Genomic DNA, 19,581 nt, shown 5'->3' on the forward strand with positions numbered 1-19,581 from the left:
CATGGCCGCCGGCAACCTCACCAGACGCCTTGCGTTCTCCGTCGTGGCCATACCCGCCGCGGTCGGGATCGCGTATCTAGGGGGCTGGTACCTCGCCGGTCTGATCGCGCTGGTCGCGGTGCTGGGCGTGCGCGAGCTCTACGACTTCGCCGCGGCGCAGGGGATCGACCCGCTCCGCCGCATGGGCATGTTCGGCGCCGCCGCGATCCCGCTCGGCACGGTCGTGTGGGTGCGGGCGCCCTATGCCTACGGGTGGCCGCAGTCCTTGCTGTACTCGGGCGCGCTGTGGCTTATCACCCTCGTGGGGATAGCGGCCTGGCGCCGAGGCCCCGCCGGGCGGCCGCTGGCGGCGGTGGCGGTGACGGTGTTCGGGGCGGTCTACGCCGGCGGGCTGCCGTCGTTCGCCATCGCGCTCCGGCACTGGCTCGGCTACGGTCCCGGCGACGAGCCGTGGGCGGGTACGGCGCTCCTATTCTTCCCGCTGGTGCTCACCTGGGTGGGGGACACGGCGGCGTACGCGGGCGGCACGGCGTTCGGCGGGCCGAAGCTGGCGCCGGTCCTGTCCCCCAACAAGACGTGGTCGGGAGCGGCGTGCGGCCTGGCAGGCACGCTCCTCGCCGCCGCCGGGTACTCCACCTGGGTGCTGCGGCCGGTCGGCCAGGGACTGCCGTTGCTCAGCGTTCTCGTGGCCGGGTTCTTCATCAGCGCCGCCGGCCAGGCGGGTGACCTCGCCGAGTCGGTCTTCAAGCGCGAGATCGGCGTCAAGGATAGCTCCGCGCTCATCCCCGGCCACGGCGGAGTGCTCGACCGGTTCGATGCGCTGTACTTCGTGCTCCCGGTGACCGCCGCGCTGTATTCGATCTTCTTCGGGTTGGCGGCATGACTACCGGCGTCGCGGTCCTGGGCTCCACCGGCTCCATCGGCACCAGCGCCCTCAAGGTGCTGGGGCGCCATCGCGACCGGTTCCGGGTCACCGCGTTGACGGCGTTCGGACAGAAGGAGCAGCTGGAGGCGCAGCAGGCCGCGTTCCGTCCCGCGTTCGTCGGGCTGGTCAGCGGGGACCCGAGCAACGGATGGTCCGCGGGACGCGAGTGTCTCATCGAGGCCGCGACCCGCCCCGACGTGGACATCGTGCTCAACGGCATCGTCGGCGCGGCGGGGCTCGAGGCCACGCTCGCGGCGCTGCGCGCCGGCAAGCGCGTGGCGCTCGCCAACAAGGAAACGCTGGTGATGGCCGGCGAGCTGGTACGCTGCGCCGCGCGGGAAGGCGGCGGAGAGATCGTGCCCGTGGACTCCGAGCACTCGGCCATCCTCCAATGTGTCACGGGCCAGTCGAGCGCGCTCCATCGAATCATCCTCACCGCTTCCGGCGGGCCGTTCCACGCCTGGGACGCCGAACGGGTGCGGCGGGCGACGGTGGCCGAGGCGCTCAACCACCCGACCTGGCGCATGGGCAGGAAGATCACGGTGGACAGCGCCACCCTCGCCAACAAGGCGCTGGAGGTCATCGAGGCGCACTTCCTCTTCGACCTGCCGTTCGAGCGGATCGAGGTGGTCGTGCACCCGCAGTCGATCATCCACTCGTTCGCGGAGTTCGTGGACGGTTCCGTGCTGGCGCAGCTTGGTTTCCCGAACATGGAGCTGCCGATCCTGTACGCCCTCTCGCACCCCGAGCGCCTCGCCGACGACGGCGTGGAGCGCTTCGACCCCGTGGCGGCCGGCGCGCTCACCTTCGAGCCGCTGCGAACCGAGGTCTTCCCGGCCTTCGCGCTGGGGGTGAGGGCGGGGAAGTCCGGCGGGACGGCGCCCGCGGCCTTCAACGCGGCGAACGAAGTGGCCGTGGCGGCGTTCCTCGACGGGCTGATCCCCTTCGGACGGATCGCGGAGGTGATCGACGTGGTGCTCGACGCCCAGCAGGTGGCGGAGGCGTCGAGCCTGGAGGCGGTGCACGCCGCCGACGCGTGGGCGCGTCGCTACGCCGGGGAGGTCATCCGGTGCTGACGAGCCTCTATACCGTGCTGGTGATGATCGGTGCCGCCATAGTGGTGCTTGGCACGCTCATCTTCATCCACGAGCTGGGTCACTTCCTGGCAGCCAAGGCGGTGGGCATCGCCGTGCACCGGTTCTCGCTGGGGCTCGGGCCACCGACCAGGCTCGGTTTCCGCGTCGGCGAGACGCACTACTGCATCTCGTGGGTCCCGTTCGGCGGATACGTGAAGATGGCGGGCCTCGAGGACGAAGGTCCCGCCGGCGAGCTGGAGGGTGGCAAGGGCGCGACGCCCGTCGCGCCGGAGCGCACGTTCGAGGCCAAGCCGCTCTGGGCCCGGGTGCTGGTGATCAGCGCCGGCGTGATCATGAACGCGGTGTTCGCCGTGGTCGTTTACGCCGTCCTGGCCGGCCGGTACGGCGTCTCCGTCGACCCGTCGGTCACGGTGGGCGCGGTCGAGACCGGGTCGCTCCCCATGGGCGCGGCGGGACTGGCGACCCTGCGTCCCGGCGATCGTATCGTGCGCGTCGGCGGCGACACCGTGGCCGGGTGGGACGACATCCAGACCGCGTTGCTCACCAGTGCCGACCAACCGTTGAGCATCGAAGTGGCAGGCCGCGTCGACCCCATACTCGTGGACGTGCCGCTCGGAGAACAGCAGTCGCGCGTGGCCATGGTGCGCGCGCTCACGCCGTGGCACGAGCCCGTCATCGGAGAGGTCGTAAGCGGATCGGCGGCGATGGGGGCAGGCTTCCAGCGCGGCGACCGGATCGTGCGCGCCGGCGGCGACAGCATCGCGGCGTGGGAGCGGTTCGTGCGCGTCGTGGAGGGCAGCGCGGGCCGGCCGCTGCCGGTGGTCGTCGAGCGGGCGGGCCGCGAGGTGGCGATCACCGTCACTCCGGTCGAGCAGCGGGTGGCAGCCCAGGGAGGGGGGACTCGCGTGGTGGGGAGGATCGGGGTCGGGCCACTGCGCCCTATCCGGCGGTTCGGGCTGGCTGGCGCCATCGGCCAGGGTTTCGCTCAGGCGGCGGGCGCGGCGGGACTGGTACTGTTCTTCCTCAAGGGGCTGGTGATGTTGCAGTTCTCGGCGCGCGACATCGGCGGGCCGATACTGGTGGCGCAGATCTCGGGAGAAGCCGCGCGGCTGGGGCTGGAGCCGTTCCTCAACTTCATGGCGCTGTTCTCCGTGAACCTCGCGGTCCTCAATCTCCTGCCGATCCCCGTCCTGGACGGCGGGCATCTCTTCTTTCTCCTGATCGAGGCGGTGCGGGGCAGGCCGCTCTCACCGGAGCAGCGCTACCGGTTCACCCAGATCGGCTTCTTCGTGTTGATGGGGATCATGTTGTTGGCGGTGGCGAACGACGTGGCAAGGCTGGTCGCGCGGTGAGGCGGCGGCCGCCTCAGTCCTTCGAACTCCTCCCCAACAGCTTCTTCACCGCCCCGATCGCCAGCTCCGTGCCGCTCTTCCGGCCGCGCGCCGCGAGGACAGCGTCCAGTTCGTCCGCCAGGGCGGCGGCGCTCGGGAAACGATGCTCCCGGTCCTTCTCGAGGCAGGTGAGGATGATCTTCTCGAAGCCGCGCGAGAGCTCGGCGCGGCGCTTGCGGGGCGGTTCCGGGGGCTCCTCGACGTGGAGGCGGGCCAGCTCGTACCAGTCGCTCGACCGGAACGGCAGCTCGCCGGTGGCGGCCCGGTACATGGTGACCCCCAGCGCATAGATGTCGACGCGCCCGTCGAGCGTCTGGCCGCGCGCCTGTTCCGGCGCGATGTAGTGCGGCGTGCCCATGACGAGTTGCTTGCCGGTGGTCGAGACGTATCCCGCGACGGCGCGTGCGATGCCGAAGTCGGTCAGCACGGCCGCGTCGTCATCTCCGAAGAGGATGTTCTGGGGCTTGATATCGCGGTGGATGATCCCGGTCTCGTGGGCGAAGGCGAGGGCCCGAGCGATGTCGCGGGCAGTGCGGACGACGTCCGCCTCGGTGAGCAGCGGCCCGTCGTCCAGCCTCGCGGCGAGCGAGAACTTGAGGCGGGGCATAGCGAAGAAGACGGCGTCGTCGGTCCGGCCGATGTCCAGGATCCGGATGATGTTGGGGTGGCGGAGCTGGCCCGCAACTTCCGCCTCGTTCATGAACCGGGCCGTGAACTGCAGGTCGCCGGCGTACTTGGGTTTCAGGACCTTGAGCGCTACCTGGTCGGGCTGGTCGTCGCGCCTGGCCGCCATGACCCACGCGAACCCGCCACCACCGATGAGGGCGCTGGTCGTGTACGGCCCGATTCGTTGTTCGGGCTGGGTGGACGGATCCTGGGGCAAGAGGGCTCCCTTTACTGAGAAGTCCGGTCGGGTTAAGTTACCATGCTACGGGCAATTACAGAATAGTCCCCGGGCCATGGAACGGGGCGCACCAGAGGGCGGACGATGGGTTACGACAAGGCGGCGGCTGCCGCAAGGTACCAGACGCACGAGCACGATTTCGGGTCTACCAAGGTCCAGGTCTCGCTGCTCAGCGCCCGCATCAACTCACTGACCGAACACTTCCGAACGCACGCCAAGGACCATCACAGTCGGCGGGGCCTGCTCAAGATGGTAGGCCAGCGCAGGCGCCTGTTGGACTACTTGCGGCGCACGGATCTCGCCGGTTACCGCCAGCTCATCGACGAGCTGGGCCTGCGGCACTAGAGGGGTCGGGAGTCGAGGGTCGGGAGACCTTCGACCTTCGACGCCTTGGGCGCCGCCTTTCCAGGACAAGGAACCCACCAACATGATGCACCGTCTAGAGCGGACCTTCGCGGGCCGCCAACTCCGCATCGAATGCGGACGGCTGGCCAAGCAGGCCTCCGGCTCAGCCCTGATCCAGTTCGGCGAGACAGTGGTCCTCGCGGCCGCGTCGGTCGCCGACACGATCAGCAACCTGCCGTTCTTCCCTCTCCTGGTCGAATACCGGGAGAAGTTCTACGCCGCGGGCAAGATCCCCGGCGGCTTCCTGAAGCGCGAGGCGCGACCGCACGACGAGGAGATCCTCGCGGCGCGGATCATCGACCGGTCCATCCGCCCGCTTTTCCCTGAAGGCTTCAAGAACGAAGTGCAGGTCTTCGTCTACGTGCTCTCGGCGGACCAGGAGAACGACGCCGACGTGCTCGGCCTGATGGCGGCATCGTTCGCGCTCGCCTCGTCGAAGATCCCGTTCGGCGGTCCGATCGCGGCGGTGCGGGTGGGCCGCGTAGAGGGGAAGTGGATCCTCGACCCGACCTTCCAGCAGCTCGAGTTCTCCGACATCGACATCGTGGTCAGCGGCACCGCCGACTCGATCATGATGGTGGAGGGCGGGGCTGGTGAGATCAGCGAAGCCGAGATGGTCGAGGCGCTGAAGGTCGCGCAGAAGGGCATCCAGGAGCTGGTGGGCATGCAGGTGGAGCTGCTGAAGAGCCACAGCGCGCCCAAGATGGAATGGAAGAAGTTCGAGGCGCCGGCGGCGCTGGCGAAGCGGGTGAAGGAGATCGCCGACCCGCGGGTGCTCGAGGCGATGAACCTGCCGGAGAAGGCCGAGCGGGCGCAGGCGCTGTCGGCCCTGTCGGCGACGGTGAAGCAGCAACTGGAGGCGGAGTTCCCCGATCAGGGCCGGTTGATCGGCGATCTGCTCGAGGAGGCGCAGTACACCTCGATGCGGCAGCAGGTGCTCGAGCGGGGCGAGCGGGTCGACGGGCGGGACACCGAGACCGTCCGCCCCATCGCGTGCGAAGTCGGTCTGCTCCCGCGCGCCCACGGTTCGGCGCTCTTCACGCGCGGGCAGACGCAGGCGCTGGTCGTGGCTACCCTGGGCAGTGTGGACGACGAGCAGCGCATAGACAACATCGACGAGCCGCGCGAGACCAGGAAGTCGTTCATGATGCACTACAACTTCCCGCCGTTCTCGACCGGAGAAGTGCGCCCGATGCGCGGGACCTCCCGGCGCGAGATCGGACACGGCGCGCTGGCCGAGCGGGCCATCACGCCGCTCCTCCCGCCGTACAGCGAATTCCCGTATACCATCCGCGTGGTCTCCGAGGTCCTGGAGTCCAACGGCTCCTCGTCAATGGCCACCGTTTGCGGCTCATCGCTGGCGCTGATGGATGCCGGCGTCCCCATGAAGGCCCCGTGCGCCGGCGTGGCGATGGGACTCGTCATGGAGGGCGACAAGATCGCGATCCTGACGGACATCCTCGGCACCGAGGACGCCCTGGGGGACATGGACTTCAAGGTTGCGGGCACCGAGGCCGGGATCACGTCCATCCAGATGGACATCAAGATCAAGGGACTCTCGCTCGACATCATGACCAAGGCGCTCGAGCAGGCGCGGAAGGCCCGGCTCCACATCCTCAGGAACATGGCCAAGACGCTCTCGACGCACCGCACCCAGATGTCACCGTGGGCGCCGCGGGTCATCACGATCCAGGTGAAGCCGAAGGACATCGGGAAGATCATCGGCCCCAAGGGCGCCACTATCCGCGACATCGAGGCCCAGTCGGGCGCGTCGGTCAGCATCGACGACGACGGCGTCGTGACCATCAGCGCGGTGGGCGGCGAGGCCGGCTCCAAGGCCCGCGAGATGGTTGAGGCGCTGGTGCAGGAAGCCGAGATCGGCAAGACCTATACCGGCAAGGTGAAGACGACGACTGCCTTCGGAGCGTTCGTCGAGATCCTGCCCGGCGTCGAGGGATTGGTCCACATCTCCGAGCTCCAGCACGGGCGCACGGAGAAGACCGAGGACGTCGTGAAGAAGGGCGATACCATCACGGTCAAGGTGCTCGAGGTGGACGAGCGCGGCAAAATGCGGTTGTCCCGCAAGGCGCTGATCGAGAAGTAGTGCGGACCACTCGGCTCGACGACGGCGTCTTTCGGACCGACGCTCCCAACGGGCTGACGGTCCTGACGGAGAAGATGCCGGCGATGCGGTCCGCCGCCGCCGGCATCTGGGTCCGCACCGCCTCCGCGCATGAGACGCCAGAGAAGATGGGCGTTTCGCACCTGCTGGAGCACATGGTCTTCAAGGGTACCGAGCGGCGCAGCGCGCAGGAGATCGCGCTGGCGCTCGAGTCCCGCGGTGGAGCGCTCGACGCCTACACTGGGCGCGACCACACGACCTACCAGGCCCGCGTCATCGACTCAGACCTCCCTCTCGCTTTCGACGTGCTGACCGACCTGGTGCGGCACCCGGTGCTGCGTGAGGACGACCTCGCCCGCGAGCGTCAGGTCGTGATCGAGGAGATCGCGATGGTCGATGACCAGCCGGACGATCTCGTCTTCGACATCCACTCCGCGACGCTCTGGCCCTCGCACTCGTACGGCTACCGGATCCTCGGTACGCGCGACACGGTGGCCGGGCTCCAGGCCGCGGACCTCAAGGGCCTCCACGGGCGCTACCTGCCGCGCCATCTGCTCCTCGCGGCGGCGGGAAGCGTCGATCACGACGCGACCCTCCGGATGCTCGAAGGGGCCGGCTGGTTCGACCTCGACCCGGGCCCGGAGGCGCGGCACATCCCGGATCCCGGTCCGGGGTGGCGCGGCGAGCGGCGCATCGAGCGCGACAGCTCCCAGGTGCACCTGGTCTTCGGCACCGAGACGTTCCGGTACGGCGACCCACGGCGACAGGCTCTGATCCTCCTCTCGACGATCTTCGGCGGAGGGATGAGCTCCCGGCTGTTCCAGCGGGTGCGCGAGGACCTGGGTCTGGCCTACACCGTGTACGCCTTCCAGTCGTTCTTCCAGGCCTCGGGAGTGGCGGGAGTCTACTGCGGTACCCAACCGCCTACAGCCCAGCGCGCGCTCGACGTGATCCGGGAGGAGTACGGCCGCCTCGCGGGAGGGTCACTCACTCCGGCCGAGCTCGCTTCGGCCAAGCAGCAGGTCAAAGGGCAGCTGGTGCTCGCGCTGGAAGGGCCGCTGCCCAGGATGTATCGTATCGCCAACCAGGCGCTGTTCGACGAGCCCTACCGGCCCATCGACACGGTACTGGCCGAGGTTGACGCAGTCACCGCAGCCGACGTCGCGGCCGTGGCGGCGGAGTTCTTCGCGCCGGAGAGGCTGGCGGTCGTCTGGCTGGGTCCCGTCGGACAGTAAGCGGGAGGCAGGCGACGGTAGGGTTGCAGGGTTGCAGAGTTGCAGCGGTGGACAGTGGGCAGGAGTCGGTACAAGCGGCCGCGTTGCTCACTGGCGCCCGCCGCCTTCAACCTGACGGCCGCTGCAACTCTGCAACTCTACTGACAACTGACCACAGAAAACCTGATGAGGCCTCGATGATCATCGGTGTCCCCAAAGAGATCAAGACCAACGAGTACCGCGTCGCCGTCGTCCCTTCGGGCGTCGAAGTCCTCGCCAGCCGCGGGCACCAAGTGCTCGTCGAGCAGGGGGCTGGCCTGGGCTCCGGCTTCGCGGACGACCTCTACACCGCAGCCGGGGCCGAGCTGATCTCCAAGGCGGCCGACGTGTGGGCACGCGCCGAGATGATCTGCAAGGTGAAGGAGCCGATAGGCGCCGAGTGGCCGCACCTGCGGAAGGACCAGGTGATCTTCACCTATTTCCATTTCGCGGCTGACGAAGCGCTCACCCGGGCGCACATGAAGTCGGGGGCCGTGTGCATCGCCTACGAGACGGTGCAGACCGATTCCGGTGAGCTGCCGCTCCTCACGCCGATGTCGGAGGTGGCGGGGCGGATGGCGGTGCAGGAGGGGGCGAAGTACCTGGAGAAGCTGCACGGCGGCCGCGGTGTCCTCCTCGGCGGAGTTCCGGGCGTGCCGCCGGCCGAGGTGGTCATCCTGGGCGGAGGCGTGGTGGGCCTCAACGCCGCCAAGATGGCCGCGGGCCTGGGCGCGCGCGTCACCCTGCTCGACATCAACCTGGACCGGCTCCGCTACCTGTCCGACGTGATGCCGGCCAACGTCGAGCTGGTCTACTCCAACCGTCACAGTATCCTCGACGCGATTACGCGGGCCGACCTGGTTATCGGCGCGGTGCTGATCGTGGGCGGGAAGGCGCCCAAGCTGGTGCGTCGCGAGGACCTGAAGCGCATGAAGCCCGGTTCGGTGATCGTGGATGTCGCGGTGGACCAGGGCGGCTGCATCGAGACGGTGAAGCCGACGACGCACGAGAATCCGACCTACGTCGTGGACCACGTCCTCCACTACGCCGTGGCCAACATGCCGGGCGGGGTCCCGCGCACCTCCACGCTCGCGCTCACCAACGCGACCTTCCCATACACCAAGCGTCTGGCCGAGCTGGGATGGAAGAAGGCGTGCCGGGACGATCACGCGCTGCTCCTGGGCGTGAACATGGCCTCGGGCGAGGTGACGTATCCGGGGGTGGCTGAGGCGTTCGGGTTGCCGCTGGCGGATGTGGGGAAGTTCGTGTGAGGGAGCCGGGAGCCGGGAGCCGGACCTGAGGGTGCGCGGCCCGGTCCACGACGCGATGCCGCCGATCCTCAGCTACCACAAGATCGACACGCGGTTCGAATTGGGGTTTACCCAGCTCGAGCCGCGAGTTTTTCGCCGGCAGGTGGAGACCCTGGCTCAGCTAGGCTTCAGGTCCCTCGGCAGCGCCGAGCTGCTGCGGGGCGACTCGGAAGGTCCGGCTCCCGGCTCCCGGCCCTCCGTCGTGATCACCTTCGACGACGGCTACGAGTCTCTCGCGCAGCACGCTTTTCCCGTCCTGGCCGATCACGGCTTCACGGCGCTCGTCTTCGTCATCAGCGATTTCGTGGGCGGCGAGAACACCTGGGACGTGCAGTACGGGTGGCGGCGGTTCCGGCACCTCTCCTGGGATGACCTGGGCGGATGGCAGGAGCGCGGCATCGAAGTCCACTCTCACACGGCGACGCATGCGCGGCTCACCTGGCTCTCGGACCAGGCGGTGGCTGACGAGCTGGGCCGGTCGCGCGAGACGATCGCGAGCCGGCTGGGGCGGCCGCCCGCCGGGCTCAGCTACCCGTTCGGCGCGGCGGACGCCCGGGTGAGGCGGCTGGCGGTCGAGGCAGGGTACACTCTCGGATTCCGGGGCCCGAACGGAGCGGACGGCGATCCGCTGATGCTCGAGCGCTGGCCGGTGTACGCGTGGGACCGGTTCGGCGTGCCGCTGGTGCTGCGCGACGGCGCGGCGGGACGCGCCGGCCGCGGGCTCGCGCGTTTCACCAACCGGTGCGCGGTGGGCACTGCCGTGATCCAGCGCGCGTTGGGAAGACGCTACCGCTAGGCCGGCGCGCCCTGCGCGCCCGGCGACCCCTTCGGCATCGAGCGCGGCTAGCGCAGCTCCTCGAACTCCGCCGTGAAGTGGCGGAGGTACGGCGGGTTGTTGGTTATTCGCAGTCCGACCAAAGCCTCGCGCTGGTCGAACACTTCGGCGCACGCCTCGGCCACGTAGTCGATGTGACTCTGGGTGTAGACGCGGCGCGGGATCGCGAGGCGCACCAGTTCCATCGCCGGCGCCTTGCCGCCGCCGCCGAACATCACACTGCCGATCTCGACCGATCGGATCCCTCCGTGGCGGTAGAGCGCGCAGACCAGCGCCTGCCCCGGATAGCGTTCCGGCGGGATGTGCGGGCAGCAATGCGCGGCGTCCACGTAGATGGCATGCCCGCCCGGCGGCTCGACGATCCGGTATCCGATGGCCAGCAGCTTCTCGCCCAGATACTCCGTGGAGCGGATGCGGTACGCGAGGTAATCCTCGTGGACGACCTCCTCGAACCCCTGCGCCATCGCCTCGAGGTCTCGGCCGGCCAGGCCGCCATAGGTCACGAAGCCTTCGGTCAGGATGAGCAGGGCGTCGGCGCGCTGTGCCAGCGCAGGGTCGCGGATCAGCAGCACGCCGCCGATGTTGACCAGTCCGTCCTTCTTGGCGCTGATCGTGGCGCCGTCGGCCAGGTCGAACATCTCGCGCACGATCTCGCGCACCGACCGGTGCTGCTGCCCGGGCTCGCGTAGCTTGATGAACCAGGCGTTCTCCGCGAACCGGCAGGCGTCGAGGAAGAACGGGATCCCGTAGCGGTCGCACACCGCGCGCACGGCGCGAAGGTTCTCCAGGCTGACCGGCTGGCCCCCGCCCGAGTTGTTCGTCACCGTCACCATGACGAGGGGCACCCGGTCCGGACCGACCCGCTCGATGAGTGCCACGAGCGCCTCGGTGTCCATGTTCCCCTTGAACGGATGCCGGGCGGTGGGTTGCTTGCCCTCCTCGATCACCAGGTCCACCGCCTCGGCGCCGGAGTGCTCGACGTTCGCCCGGGTAGTGTCGAAGTGGCTGTTGTTCGGCACCACCTTGCCCGGCCCACCCACCAGCTCGAAGAGGATCCGCTCACTGGCGCGGCCCTGGTGCGTCGGAAGGATGTGCTCGAAACCCGTCAGCGCGCGAAGAGCGTCGCGGAAGCGGAAGAAGCTCTCGGCGCCGGCGTAGGACTCGTCGCCCTGCATCATGCCGGCCCACTGGAGACTGCTCATCGCACCGGTGCCGCTGTCGGTGAGCAGGTCGATGAGTACGTCGCGTGCTCGGATGTTGAAGACGTTGAAACGGGCGTCCTGGAGGATGGTCTCGCGCTCCTCGCGCGTGGTGACGCGCAACGGCTCGACTACCTTGATGCGGAACGGCTCGATGATGGTCTTCATGCCGGCTCAAGGTATCGGGGAGCACCGGCCGTCACCAGCCGGCGCCCGGGTTGCCCGAGCGAATCGGTCGCGTATGCTCTGCGGTACGGCAGAACTTCCCACCTGGAGGCGAGATGACGGGACGTGAGGTGAGTCGGCGGGCGTTCGTGAAGACCGGTGTGATGGGTAGCGCGCTGTCGTTTGTCGGCGCCGGCGTGAAGCGTCCCGATAGCGTGGTCGCCGACGCCCGTCCGCAGGGTTCGTCCGAGCTGGAGGAAGTGACCATCGCACAGCTCCAGGAGTGGATGAGGTCCGGCAGGTACACCGCGCGGCAGATCGCGGAGCAGTACCTGGCGCGCATCGACGCCGTAGACGGACGCGGTCCGACGCTCCGGAGCGTGCTCGAGGTGAATCCCGATGTCATGTCGATCGCCGACCAGCTCGACGCCGAGCGGCGCTCGCGCGGACCGCGGGGTCCGCTTCACGGGATCCCGGTCCTCATCAAGGACAACATCGACACCGCCGACCGGATGCACACCAGCGCCGGGTCGCTGGCGCTGGCCGAGTCGGTGGCACCGCGGGACGCCTTCATTGCGGAGCGGCTACGGACTGCTGGCGCGGTCATCCTTGGCAAGACCAACCTCTCGGAGTGGGCTAACATCCGCGCCAACCACTCCACCAGCGGTTGGAGCGGCCGCGGGGGTCAGTGCCGGAACCCATACGTGCTCGACCGGTCCCCGTCGGGATCGAGCAGCGGCTCCGGCGCCGCTACCGCGGCCAACCTCTGCGCCGCTGCCATCGGCACCGAGACCGACGGCTCGATCACATCGCCGGGCTCGGCGTGCTCGCTGGTCGGCGTCAAGCCGACGGTGGGACTGTGGAGCCGCAGTGGGATCATCCCGATCTCCCACACCCAGGACACTCCCGGTCCGATGACGCGGACCGTCGCGGACGCGGCCGTCCTGCTCGGCGCGATCACCGGAGAGGACCCGCGCGACCCGGCCACGGGCGGGAACGGGCGGCGGGCCGCCGACTACACCCGTGCGCTCGACCCCGACGGCCTGCGCGGCGCGCGGATCGGCGTCGCGCGCAAGCGGTACACCGGCTACAACCGGCCCACCGACCGGCTGTTCGACGACGCGCTCGCGGTGCTGCGCGACCGCGGCGCCGTGATCGTGGACCCGGCCAACGTGACGACCGAGGACAATCTCGGCTCCGCCGAGCTGACGGTGCTGCTGTACGAGCTCAAGGCGGACCTCAACCGCTACCTCGGCGGGCTCGGCCCTAACGCGCCGTACCAGACGCTCGCGGACGTCATCGCCTTCAACGAGCGCAACCGCGACCGCGAGATGCCCTTCTTCCAGCAGGAGCTGTTCGAGCAGGCGCAGCGCAAGGGCCCACTGACGACACTCGAGTACCGCACCGCGCTCGCCCGGTGCCGCCGCTTCTCGCGCACGCTGGGGATCGACGCCACCATGACACGGTTCCGGCTCGATGCCATCATCTGCCCGACCCAGGCTCCGGTCTGGCCCATCGATCCGGTCAACGGTGACTCCTTCGGCGGAAACTGTACGACGCCGGCTGCCGTAGCCGGATACCCGCACGTTACCGTGCCGATGGGCTACGCCTTCGGCCTGCCGGTCGGGCTGTCGTTGTTCGGTCGGGCGTGGAGCGAGGCCACGCTGATAAAGCTGGCGTTCGCTTACGAGCAGGCCACGAAGCTCCGGCGGCCGCCGAGGTTCCTGCCGACGGTAGAGGCGTAGACAGAAGGCACAGAAGGCACAGGGGCACAGGGGTACAAGCGCAAAGGCGCACCGCCCTGGACCTGTGCCCCCGTGCCCTCTGTGCCCCCGTGCCCTCTATATTTTGGCGATGCCCAACCACCAGTACATCTACTCGATGGTCGGCGTAGGCAAGGTGGTGCCGCCGAGCCGGCAGATCCTGAAGGACATCTACCTCTCGTTCTTCCCCGACGCGAAGATCGGCATCCTCGGGAGCAACGGCGCGGGCAAGAGCTCGCTCCTCAGGATCATGGCCGGCGTGGACCACGACTTCCTTGGCGAGGCCCGTCCCGCCGACGGGATCAAGATCGGCCACCTCCCACAGGAACCGGTCCTCGACGCCGCGAAGGACGTGCGGGGCAACGTCGAGGAAGGGCTCGCCCACATCCGCGCCCTGCTCGACGAGTTCAACCTCATCAGCGGCAGGTTCGCCGAGCCGATGACGGACGACGAGATGAACGCCTTGCTCGAGAAGCAGGGGACGCTCCAGGAGCGGATCGACCACATCGGGGCGTGGGACCTCGACCACAAGATCGACGTCGCGATGGATGCGCTGCGTTGCCCGCCCGGCGACGCCGACGTCAAGACACTCTCCGGCGGCGAGAAGCGTCGGGTCGCGCTCTGCCGCGTGCTCCTCGCGCAGCCCGACCTTCTGCTCCTCGACGAGCCGACCAACCATCTCGACGCGGAATCGGTGGCGTGGCTCGAGCGGCACCTGGCTGAGTTCCCCGGCTGCGTCATCGCGGTCACCCACGACCGCTACTTCCTCGACAACGTGGCGGGCTGGATCCTCGAGCTGGACCGAGGCGAGGGCATTCCCTGGAAGGGCAACTACTCCTCGTGGCTCGAGCAGAAACAGGGGCGGCTGGCCAACGAAGAGAAGCAGGCCTCGGCGCGCCAGCGCACCCTCCAGCGCGAGCTGGAGTGGATCCGCATGGCGCCGCGCGCCCGGCACGCCAAGGCCAAGGCACGCATCTCGGCCTTCGAGTCACTGGCCGCCGAGGAGGAAAAGCGCCAGGAGGGCACCGCCGAGATCCTGATCCCGACACCGGAGCGTCTGGGTGAGGAGGTCGTGATCGCGGAGAAGCTGAAGAAGGGATTCGGCGACAGGCTGCTCTTCGAGAACGTCAACTTCCGTCTTCCCCGGGGCGGCATCGTCGGCGTCATCGGCCCCAACGGAGCGGGCAAGACGACCCTCTTCCGCATGATGGTGGGCGATGAGAAGCCCGACGGCGGCACGCTGAAGGTCGGCCAGACGGTCAAGATCGCCTACGTGGACCAGAGCAGGGAAGCGCTCGACGGCACGAAGACGGTCTACCAGGAGATCTCGGGCGGGCACGACGAGCTCGAGTTCGGCAAGCGGACGGTGAACACGCGGGCGTATTGCGCGAGCTTCGCGTTCAAGGGTGCGGACCAGCAGAAGAAGGTGGCCACGCTGTCGGGCGGCGAGCGCAACCGCCTCCACCTCGCCAAGCTGCTCAGGAGCGGCGGCAACCTCCTGCTCCTCGACGAACCCACGAACGACCTCGACGTGGACACGCTGCGAGCGCTGGAAGACGCGCTGGTGACGTTCCCCGGTTGCGTGGTGGTGATCAGCCACGACCGGTGGTTCCTGGATCGCATCGCCACGCACATCCTCGCCTTCGAGGGCGACGGAGAGGCGGTGTGGTACGAGGGTAACTACCAGGAGTACGCGGCGGACTTCAAGAAGCGGAAGGGCGCCGCGGCGGACCAGCCGCACCGGATCAAGTACCGGAAGCTGGTCCGGTAGCCTGGCGGCCCTTCAGGCGGCGGCGGGCGGGCGCACCTCGTGCATGAGCGCGAAGGCGTGCCCCTCGCTGTCCCGGTATTCGCCGAGCCACAGGTCGTGGTCCGGCAGCCGCGCGACGCGGTGCGGGGCGCCGATCACGGTGGCGCCGCGCGCGGCGATGGCGGCGTGGGCGGTTTGCAGATCGGCGACCTCGTAGTACAACACGAACGGGGTGTGGCCGAGCTCTTCCTTGCCGAGGAGCAGACGTACGCCGCCGCAGTCGAAGAAGGCCATCCCCGGCGGGGCGGTGAACAGGTGTTTGAGGCCCAGCGTGTCACGGTAGAACGCCGTCGCGCGGTCGAGGTCCTGGACGCTCAGGGCGATCTGGCCGATGCGGCCAAGGGCTGGTGCGGGCGCGGCGGTCGGGCTGGTCATAGCGGTCTCCTCGGGCCGGCTTGCGGCCCCGTCGGTACATAGTTAGCTTAGCTAAGTAAATCATATGACGCGCCGACCGTCCCGTCAAGGGTCCGCGGAGGACCGCGACACCGCCGACCGCCTCCACTCGGCGGCGATCCACCTGCTGCGCCGTCTCCGGGCCGAGGACGCGGTCACCGGGCTCAGCGCGCCGCGGCTGTCGGCGCTGTCGGTAGTGGTCTTCGGCGGGCCGCTCACCCTCGGCGCCCTGGCGACCGCCGAGCAGGTGCGCCCGCCCACCATCACTCGGCTGGTGCGGGAGCTGGAGCGCGAGGGATTCGTCGAGCTGGTGCCCGACCTGGAAGATGGACGGGTGCGGAGGGTGCGTGCCACGGCCCGCGGGCGGGCATTGCTGGAGGAAGGCCGCCGTCGCCGGGTTACGCGCCTCGCCGGCGATCTGGCGGGGCTGACCCAGGCCGAAAGGCGGTTGATCGCCCGCGCATCCCGGCTCATCGAGCGGCTGGCGCGGCCCGCCGGGGCCGCGACGCGCGCCTAGACGAAGAACCGCGCCGCGACGGGTAGCAGCGACGGATGGTTCACCAGCGCGTGCGCGAAAATCCTGCCGAGGGTGCGCTTCTCGACCGGGATCCTGTTCGCGGTGCGCGCCAGGCCGTTGAAGAAGCCGTCGTCCAGCTTTCCCAGCGCTTCCTTGATGCGGTAGTACTTGATGTGGTCTTCGCCGAGCAGCTGCATCCAGTCGTCGTGATACCGCTGGAGCCGCTTCGCGGAAGTGTCGCCCTCCACGATGGCCGCGGCGGCGAGCCGGCCCGCCAGCCGCCCACCCTTCATGGCGTTGACGATACCGCCCCCCGAGAGCGGGTTGATCATGTGGGCCGCGTCTCCGGCGAGCAGCACGCCGTCGGTGGCGCAGCGCTTCACCGTGACGCCGGCGATCACGCCACCCACCGTGAGGCTCGTGACGTTGCCGTTCGGGAAGTATTTCGCGACGTAGGCATCGAGATACTGCCGCGCCATCCGGCCGTCGCCCTTGAGAGCGATCATCCCGAGCCCGACGTTCGCGACGCCCACCCCCTTGGAGAAGATCCAGGCGTAGCCGCCCGGCGCCCACCGCTGGGCGAAGTGCAGGTAGATCGCGTCCGGGTCGAAGTCGATGTTGGAGACGACGTACTGCGCGCACGACTCCATGTCCCGCGAGGCGACCCGGGTGTCGAGCCCCGCCCACCGGCCGATCATCGACTCCACTCCGTCCGCGCCGATGACGACCTTCGCCAGCACGTCCTCCGCGCCGCGCGGCCCCTCGAGGCGCACCTTCCAGCCACCATTCAGCCGCTCCATCGCCATGGCCTCGGTGCGGATCTGGATCTCCGCGCCCGCGCGCTTGGCCTGGTCCGCCAGCGCAGGCTCGAAGCGAGTGCGGTCGAGGACGTAACCGACGTCGCCACCGCCGACCTGCACTTCGGTGTCGTCCGGAGCCCAGAAGATGACCTTGGTGATCCGCCTCGAGACCCAGTCCGCGCCGTCCGGGCTCATGAACTCCTTGAGCCCGGCGCTCCCCACGCCCTCGGCGCAGCGCACCGGTGCGCCGATGGCCCGGTCGCGCTCGATCAGCAGGACGTCGAGATCCTTGCCGTTCGCGGCCGCCTCCCACGCCGCCACGAGGCCGGCTGGCCCGCCGCCCACCACCAGCACGTCGGTCTTACGCATCGACCATCGTCAGGGCGCCGACGGGGCAGGGGGCGATGCACTTCACACACCCGGTGCACAGCGTTCGGCTCACGATGAGGCCCTTGCGCGTCATGTGCATCGCTTCGGGCGGGCAGAGCGGCATGCAGAGCCCGCACTCGTCGCAGAGGTCGAGGTCCACGACGGCGATGCGTCGGGCGGCGGTGGTAAGCGGCATCCGGCCAGCATAGCCGGACGGGATGTGGAGTGTCAACCGCGAGGTGCGAGGGAGAGGAGGGAGAGCGAGCGCAGTGGCGAGGCGAGGGCTTCGCGGGTTACGGTCCGCCCACAGTGCGGCGGACGATCGTGATCGCGCTGGGATAGCGGATCGCGCCGAGGGGGGTGTCGATCACCGGCACCGCGCGCACGACGATCTCGGTCGGACGCCCGCCCAACCCAAGCAAGCCCAGCGCCAGCTCGATCGCGTCGCGCGCGCTGGAGCGGAAGAACTGGTAGAGGTCGAGCCGGACCGGGATCGCCACGTCTTGCGGCTCCCCGGGCGGGAACGTGTAGGTCGTGTCGATTAGGCCGGACACCGTCTCGCGCCCGTTGAGGTCGAGGGTCCACCGCATGCGGAGCATCCTGGCGGTCACGCGGTTCTCGGGCGGGTTGAGGGCGGCCAAGTGCAGCGCGAACTCGAGCGGAAACTGCCCGCGCGCGACGGCTGCCGCGAGGCGGCCGGCGTCGAGGGGGCCAAGGTCGTTGTACCCGCGGACGCGGTCGAGGTTGACGCCCGCCATGCGCACGCCCGCCACGCGGTCGATCGCGAAGTCCACCTGCCGGAGCGCGCTGACCTGTCGGACCGTGGCGCAACCGGAGAGCGTGAGGGCCAAGGTGGCGGTGCAGGCCGCGGCGCGGAGGACTTGTCGCATCGAATCAAGGTGTGCCCGGCGGTGCGGATGCACAATCGCGTGTCTCCGGCAGGCCGCAGGTGGCCACAGGAGCTGATCTGGAGTCTTGCTTCGCCTCTCCGGGTGTTCTATGTTACTGTGCCATCAATAACTTACGGGGGTCTTCGCGGCTCCCACTGGTCGCTCCCCGAACCGGAAAAGACGCACGCCGGAATGCGCTGGCCCTCATTCAAGCTCGGGTCGTTTCTTCCCGCCAACGAAATCGCCGTTGATCTCGGCACCTGCAACACGTTGATCTACGTGCGGGGCGAGGGGATCGTGCTCAACGAGCCCTCCGTCGTCGCGATAGAGAAGTCCACCGGCAAGATCAAGGGCATCGGTCTCGAGGCCAAGCGCATGCTGGGCCGCACCCCGGACGGCGTCTCCGCGGTGCGCCCGATGAGGGACGGCGTGATCGCGGACTTCGACGTGACCGAGAAGATGCTGCGATACTTCCTCTCGTCCATCATCAACAAGCACTACTTCCCGGTGAAGCCCAAGGTGATCGTCTGCGTGCCCAGCGGGATCACCGAGGTGGAGAAGCGGGCGGTGCGCGACAGCGCGCAGTCTGCCGGCGCCAAGGAAGTGTACATGGTGGCCGAGCCGATGGCGGCGGCGATCGGCGTGGGCTTGCCCATCGAGACACCCACCGGCAACATGGTGATAGACATCGGCGGCGGCACCACGGAGATCGCGGTCATCGCGCTCTCGGGCATCGTGTGCGACGCGTCGATCCGCACCGGCGGCGACGAGATGGACACGGCCATCGTGCAGTTCATGCGCAAGAACTACAACCTGCTGATAGGCGAGCCGACGGCGGAGCGGATAAAGATCGAGATCGGGAGCGCCGCGCCCGTGGGCGAGGAGCGCGAGATGGAGGTCAAGGGACGCGACCTCGTCTCCGGCATCCCGAAGACGGTGCGCGTCCACTCGAGCGAGATCCGGGAGGCGATCCAGGAGCCGGTACAGCAGATCGTGGACGCGGTGCGCCGCGCGCTCGAGATCACGCCGCCCGAGCTGGCGAGCGACATCGTGGACCGCGGGATCGTGATGACCGGCGGAGGCTCACTGATCCGCGGGCTCGACATCCTGCTGTCGCACGAGACCAGCCTCCCCATCCACGTGGACGAGGACCCGCTCACCTGCGTGGTCCGCGGCACGGGGCGCATCCTCGACGATCCCGAGAAGTACCGCACGGTCCTGACGACGTAGGCGGAGCATGGCCTTCCGCGCGGAACGTTACGGCACCAGGGCCGACGCGGCCGTCTTCGTGGCCTGCCTGCTGCTCTCGCTGACGGCCCTGGCACTCCCCGAGGGCCTGCGCGCGCCGGTCGCGGGCGCGCTCCGCCGCACCGTCCTGCTCCCGCTGCTCACGCTCCAGCATCGCGCCGTGGAGTCCGCCGAAGGGCGGCGGC

The 19,581-nt window shown here is 69.0% G+C and carries 19 protein-coding genes; 13 read left to right on the forward strand and 6 right to left on the reverse strand.

Going from position 1 to position 19,581, the window contains the following annotated elements:
* The first annotated feature begins 1 nt into the window (after position 1).
* From Q8Q85_15560 to rseP, 3 genes are read left to right on the forward strand one after another with little or no spacing between them, the layout of a single operon-like run.
* Positions 2 to 883, forward strand: a complete 882-nt coding sequence (locus Q8Q85_15560; protein MDP3775675.1) for a phosphatidate cytidylyltransferase — start codon at positions 2 to 4, stop codon at positions 881 to 883.
* Positions 880 to 2,001 (forward strand): 1-deoxy-D-xylulose-5-phosphate reductoisomerase, encoded by a 1,122-nt coding sequence (dxr, locus tag Q8Q85_15565; GenBank protein ID MDP3775676.1) that lies wholly within the window; start codon positions 880 to 882, stop codon positions 1,999 to 2,001. Before Q8Q85_15560 ends, dxr begins: the two co-directional genes overlap by 4 nt.
* Positions 1,995 to 3,374: an RIP metalloprotease RseP gene (rseP, locus tag Q8Q85_15570; protein ID MDP3775677.1), complete on the forward strand. Its 1,380-nt coding sequence runs from the start codon at positions 1,995 to 1,997 to the stop codon at positions 3,372 to 3,374. The genes dxr and rseP overlap by 7 nt, the downstream gene beginning before the upstream one ends.
* A 13-nt stretch (positions 3,375 to 3,387) precedes the next feature.
* Here rseP and Q8Q85_15575 read toward each other — a convergent pair whose 3' ends face one another.
* Complete coding sequence (locus Q8Q85_15575) at positions 3,388 to 4,296, reverse strand: serine/threonine-protein kinase (GenBank protein MDP3775678.1); 909 nt, start codon at positions 4,294 to 4,296, stop codon at positions 3,388 to 3,390.
* 105 nt (positions 4,297 to 4,401) lie between these two features.
* Between Q8Q85_15575 and rpsO the strand changes: the two genes are divergently transcribed.
* The 5 genes from rpsO to Q8Q85_15600 all read left to right on the forward strand — a co-directional run bounded on the left by rpsO (position 4,402) and on the right by Q8Q85_15600 (position 10,203).
* A complete protein-coding gene (rpsO, locus tag Q8Q85_15580) occupies positions 4,402 to 4,662 on the forward strand; it encodes a 30S ribosomal protein S15 (protein MDP3775679.1) in 261 nt (86 codons plus the stop codon).
* A gap of 82 nt (positions 4,663 to 4,744) precedes the next feature.
* Positions 4,745 to 6,826: a polyribonucleotide nucleotidyltransferase gene (locus Q8Q85_15585; protein MDP3775680.1), complete on the forward strand. Its 2,082-nt coding sequence runs from the start codon at positions 4,745 to 4,747 to the stop codon at positions 6,824 to 6,826.
* A complete protein-coding gene (locus tag Q8Q85_15590; protein ID MDP3775681.1) occupies positions 6,826 to 8,079 on the forward strand; it encodes a pitrilysin family protein in 1,254 nt (417 codons plus the stop codon). Before Q8Q85_15585 ends, Q8Q85_15590 begins: the two co-directional genes overlap by 1 nt.
* 176 nt (positions 8,080 to 8,255) lie before the next feature.
* Positions 8,256 to 9,368, forward strand: a complete 1,113-nt coding sequence (gene ald, locus Q8Q85_15595) for an alanine dehydrogenase (GenBank protein MDP3775682.1) — start codon at positions 8,256 to 8,258, stop codon at positions 9,366 to 9,368.
* A gap of 31 nt (positions 9,369 to 9,399) precedes the next feature.
* The gene (locus Q8Q85_15600) at positions 9,400 to 10,203 is read left to right on the forward strand and encodes a polysaccharide deacetylase family protein (protein MDP3775683.1); all 804 of its coding nucleotides are present in this window, start codon (positions 9,400 to 9,402) and stop codon (positions 10,201 to 10,203) included.
* 47 nt (positions 10,204 to 10,250) lie between these two features.
* Here Q8Q85_15600 and Q8Q85_15605 read toward each other — a convergent pair whose 3' ends face one another.
* Positions 10,251 to 11,609, reverse strand: coding sequence for a tryptophanase (locus tag Q8Q85_15605; protein MDP3775684.1), 1,359 nt, complete (start codon positions 11,607 to 11,609; stop codon positions 10,251 to 10,253).
* A gap of 113 nt (positions 11,610 to 11,722) precedes the next feature.
* Between Q8Q85_15605 and Q8Q85_15610 the strand changes: the two genes are divergently transcribed.
* Together Q8Q85_15610 and ettA are read left to right on the forward strand one after the other, a co-directional pair.
* Positions 11,723 to 13,351: an amidase gene (locus tag Q8Q85_15610; GenBank protein ID MDP3775685.1), complete on the forward strand. Its 1,629-nt coding sequence runs from the start codon at positions 11,723 to 11,725 to the stop codon at positions 13,349 to 13,351.
* A 109-nt stretch (positions 13,352 to 13,460) separates the two neighbouring features.
* Positions 13,461 to 15,140, forward strand: coding sequence for an energy-dependent translational throttle protein EttA (gene ettA / locus Q8Q85_15615; protein MDP3775686.1), 1,680 nt, complete (start codon positions 13,461 to 13,463; stop codon positions 15,138 to 15,140).
* 12 nt (positions 15,141 to 15,152) lie between these two features.
* Here ettA and Q8Q85_15620 read toward each other — a convergent pair whose 3' ends face one another.
* The gene (locus Q8Q85_15620) at positions 15,153 to 15,554 is read right to left on the reverse strand and encodes a VOC family protein (GenBank protein MDP3775687.1); all 402 of its coding nucleotides are present in this window, start codon (positions 15,552 to 15,554) and stop codon (positions 15,153 to 15,155) included.
* A gap of 64 nt (positions 15,555 to 15,618) precedes the next feature.
* On the opposite strand from Q8Q85_15620, the gene Q8Q85_15625 reads away from it, so the two are divergent.
* Positions 15,619 to 16,089, forward strand: coding sequence for a MarR family transcriptional regulator (locus Q8Q85_15625; GenBank protein ID MDP3775688.1), 471 nt, complete (start codon positions 15,619 to 15,621; stop codon positions 16,087 to 16,089).
* Here the strand turns inward: Q8Q85_15625 and Q8Q85_15630 are convergent.
* The 3 genes from Q8Q85_15630 to Q8Q85_15640 form a co-directional block, all read right to left on the reverse strand.
* Positions 16,086 to 17,258, reverse strand: coding sequence for an NAD(P)/FAD-dependent oxidoreductase (locus Q8Q85_15630; GenBank protein ID MDP3775689.1), 1,173 nt, complete (start codon positions 17,256 to 17,258; stop codon positions 16,086 to 16,088). The two genes, Q8Q85_15625 and Q8Q85_15630, sit on opposite strands and share 4 nt — an antisense overlap.
* On the reverse strand, positions 17,251 to 17,454 hold the full coding sequence (locus Q8Q85_15635) for a 4Fe-4S binding protein (GenBank protein MDP3775690.1): 204 nt from the start codon (positions 17,452 to 17,454) through the stop codon (positions 17,251 to 17,253). The genes Q8Q85_15630 and Q8Q85_15635 overlap by 8 nt, the downstream gene beginning before the upstream one ends.
* A 97-nt stretch (positions 17,455 to 17,551) precedes the next feature.
* On the reverse strand, positions 17,552 to 18,148 hold the full coding sequence (locus Q8Q85_15640; GenBank protein MDP3775691.1) for a hypothetical protein: 597 nt from the start codon (positions 18,146 to 18,148) through the stop codon (positions 17,552 to 17,554).
* A gap of 192 nt (positions 18,149 to 18,340) precedes the next feature.
* Between Q8Q85_15640 and Q8Q85_15645 the strand changes: the two genes are divergently transcribed.
* Together Q8Q85_15645 and Q8Q85_15650 are read left to right on the forward strand one after the other, a co-directional pair.
* Entirely contained in the window at positions 18,341 to 19,378 is a 1,038-nt protein-coding gene (locus Q8Q85_15645) for a rod shape-determining protein (protein ID MDP3775692.1), read from the forward strand.
* Positions 19,379 to 19,385: 7 nt separating this feature from the next.
* On the forward strand, positions 19,386 to 19,581 hold a 196-nt coding region (locus Q8Q85_15650), incomplete at its 3' end, for a hypothetical protein (protein MDP3775693.1).

It is taken from the genome of Gemmatimonadales bacterium (genome assembly GCA_030697825.1).
In the GTDB taxonomy this organism is placed as follows: domain Bacteria; phylum Gemmatimonadota; class Gemmatimonadetes; order Gemmatimonadales; family JACORV01; genus JACORV01.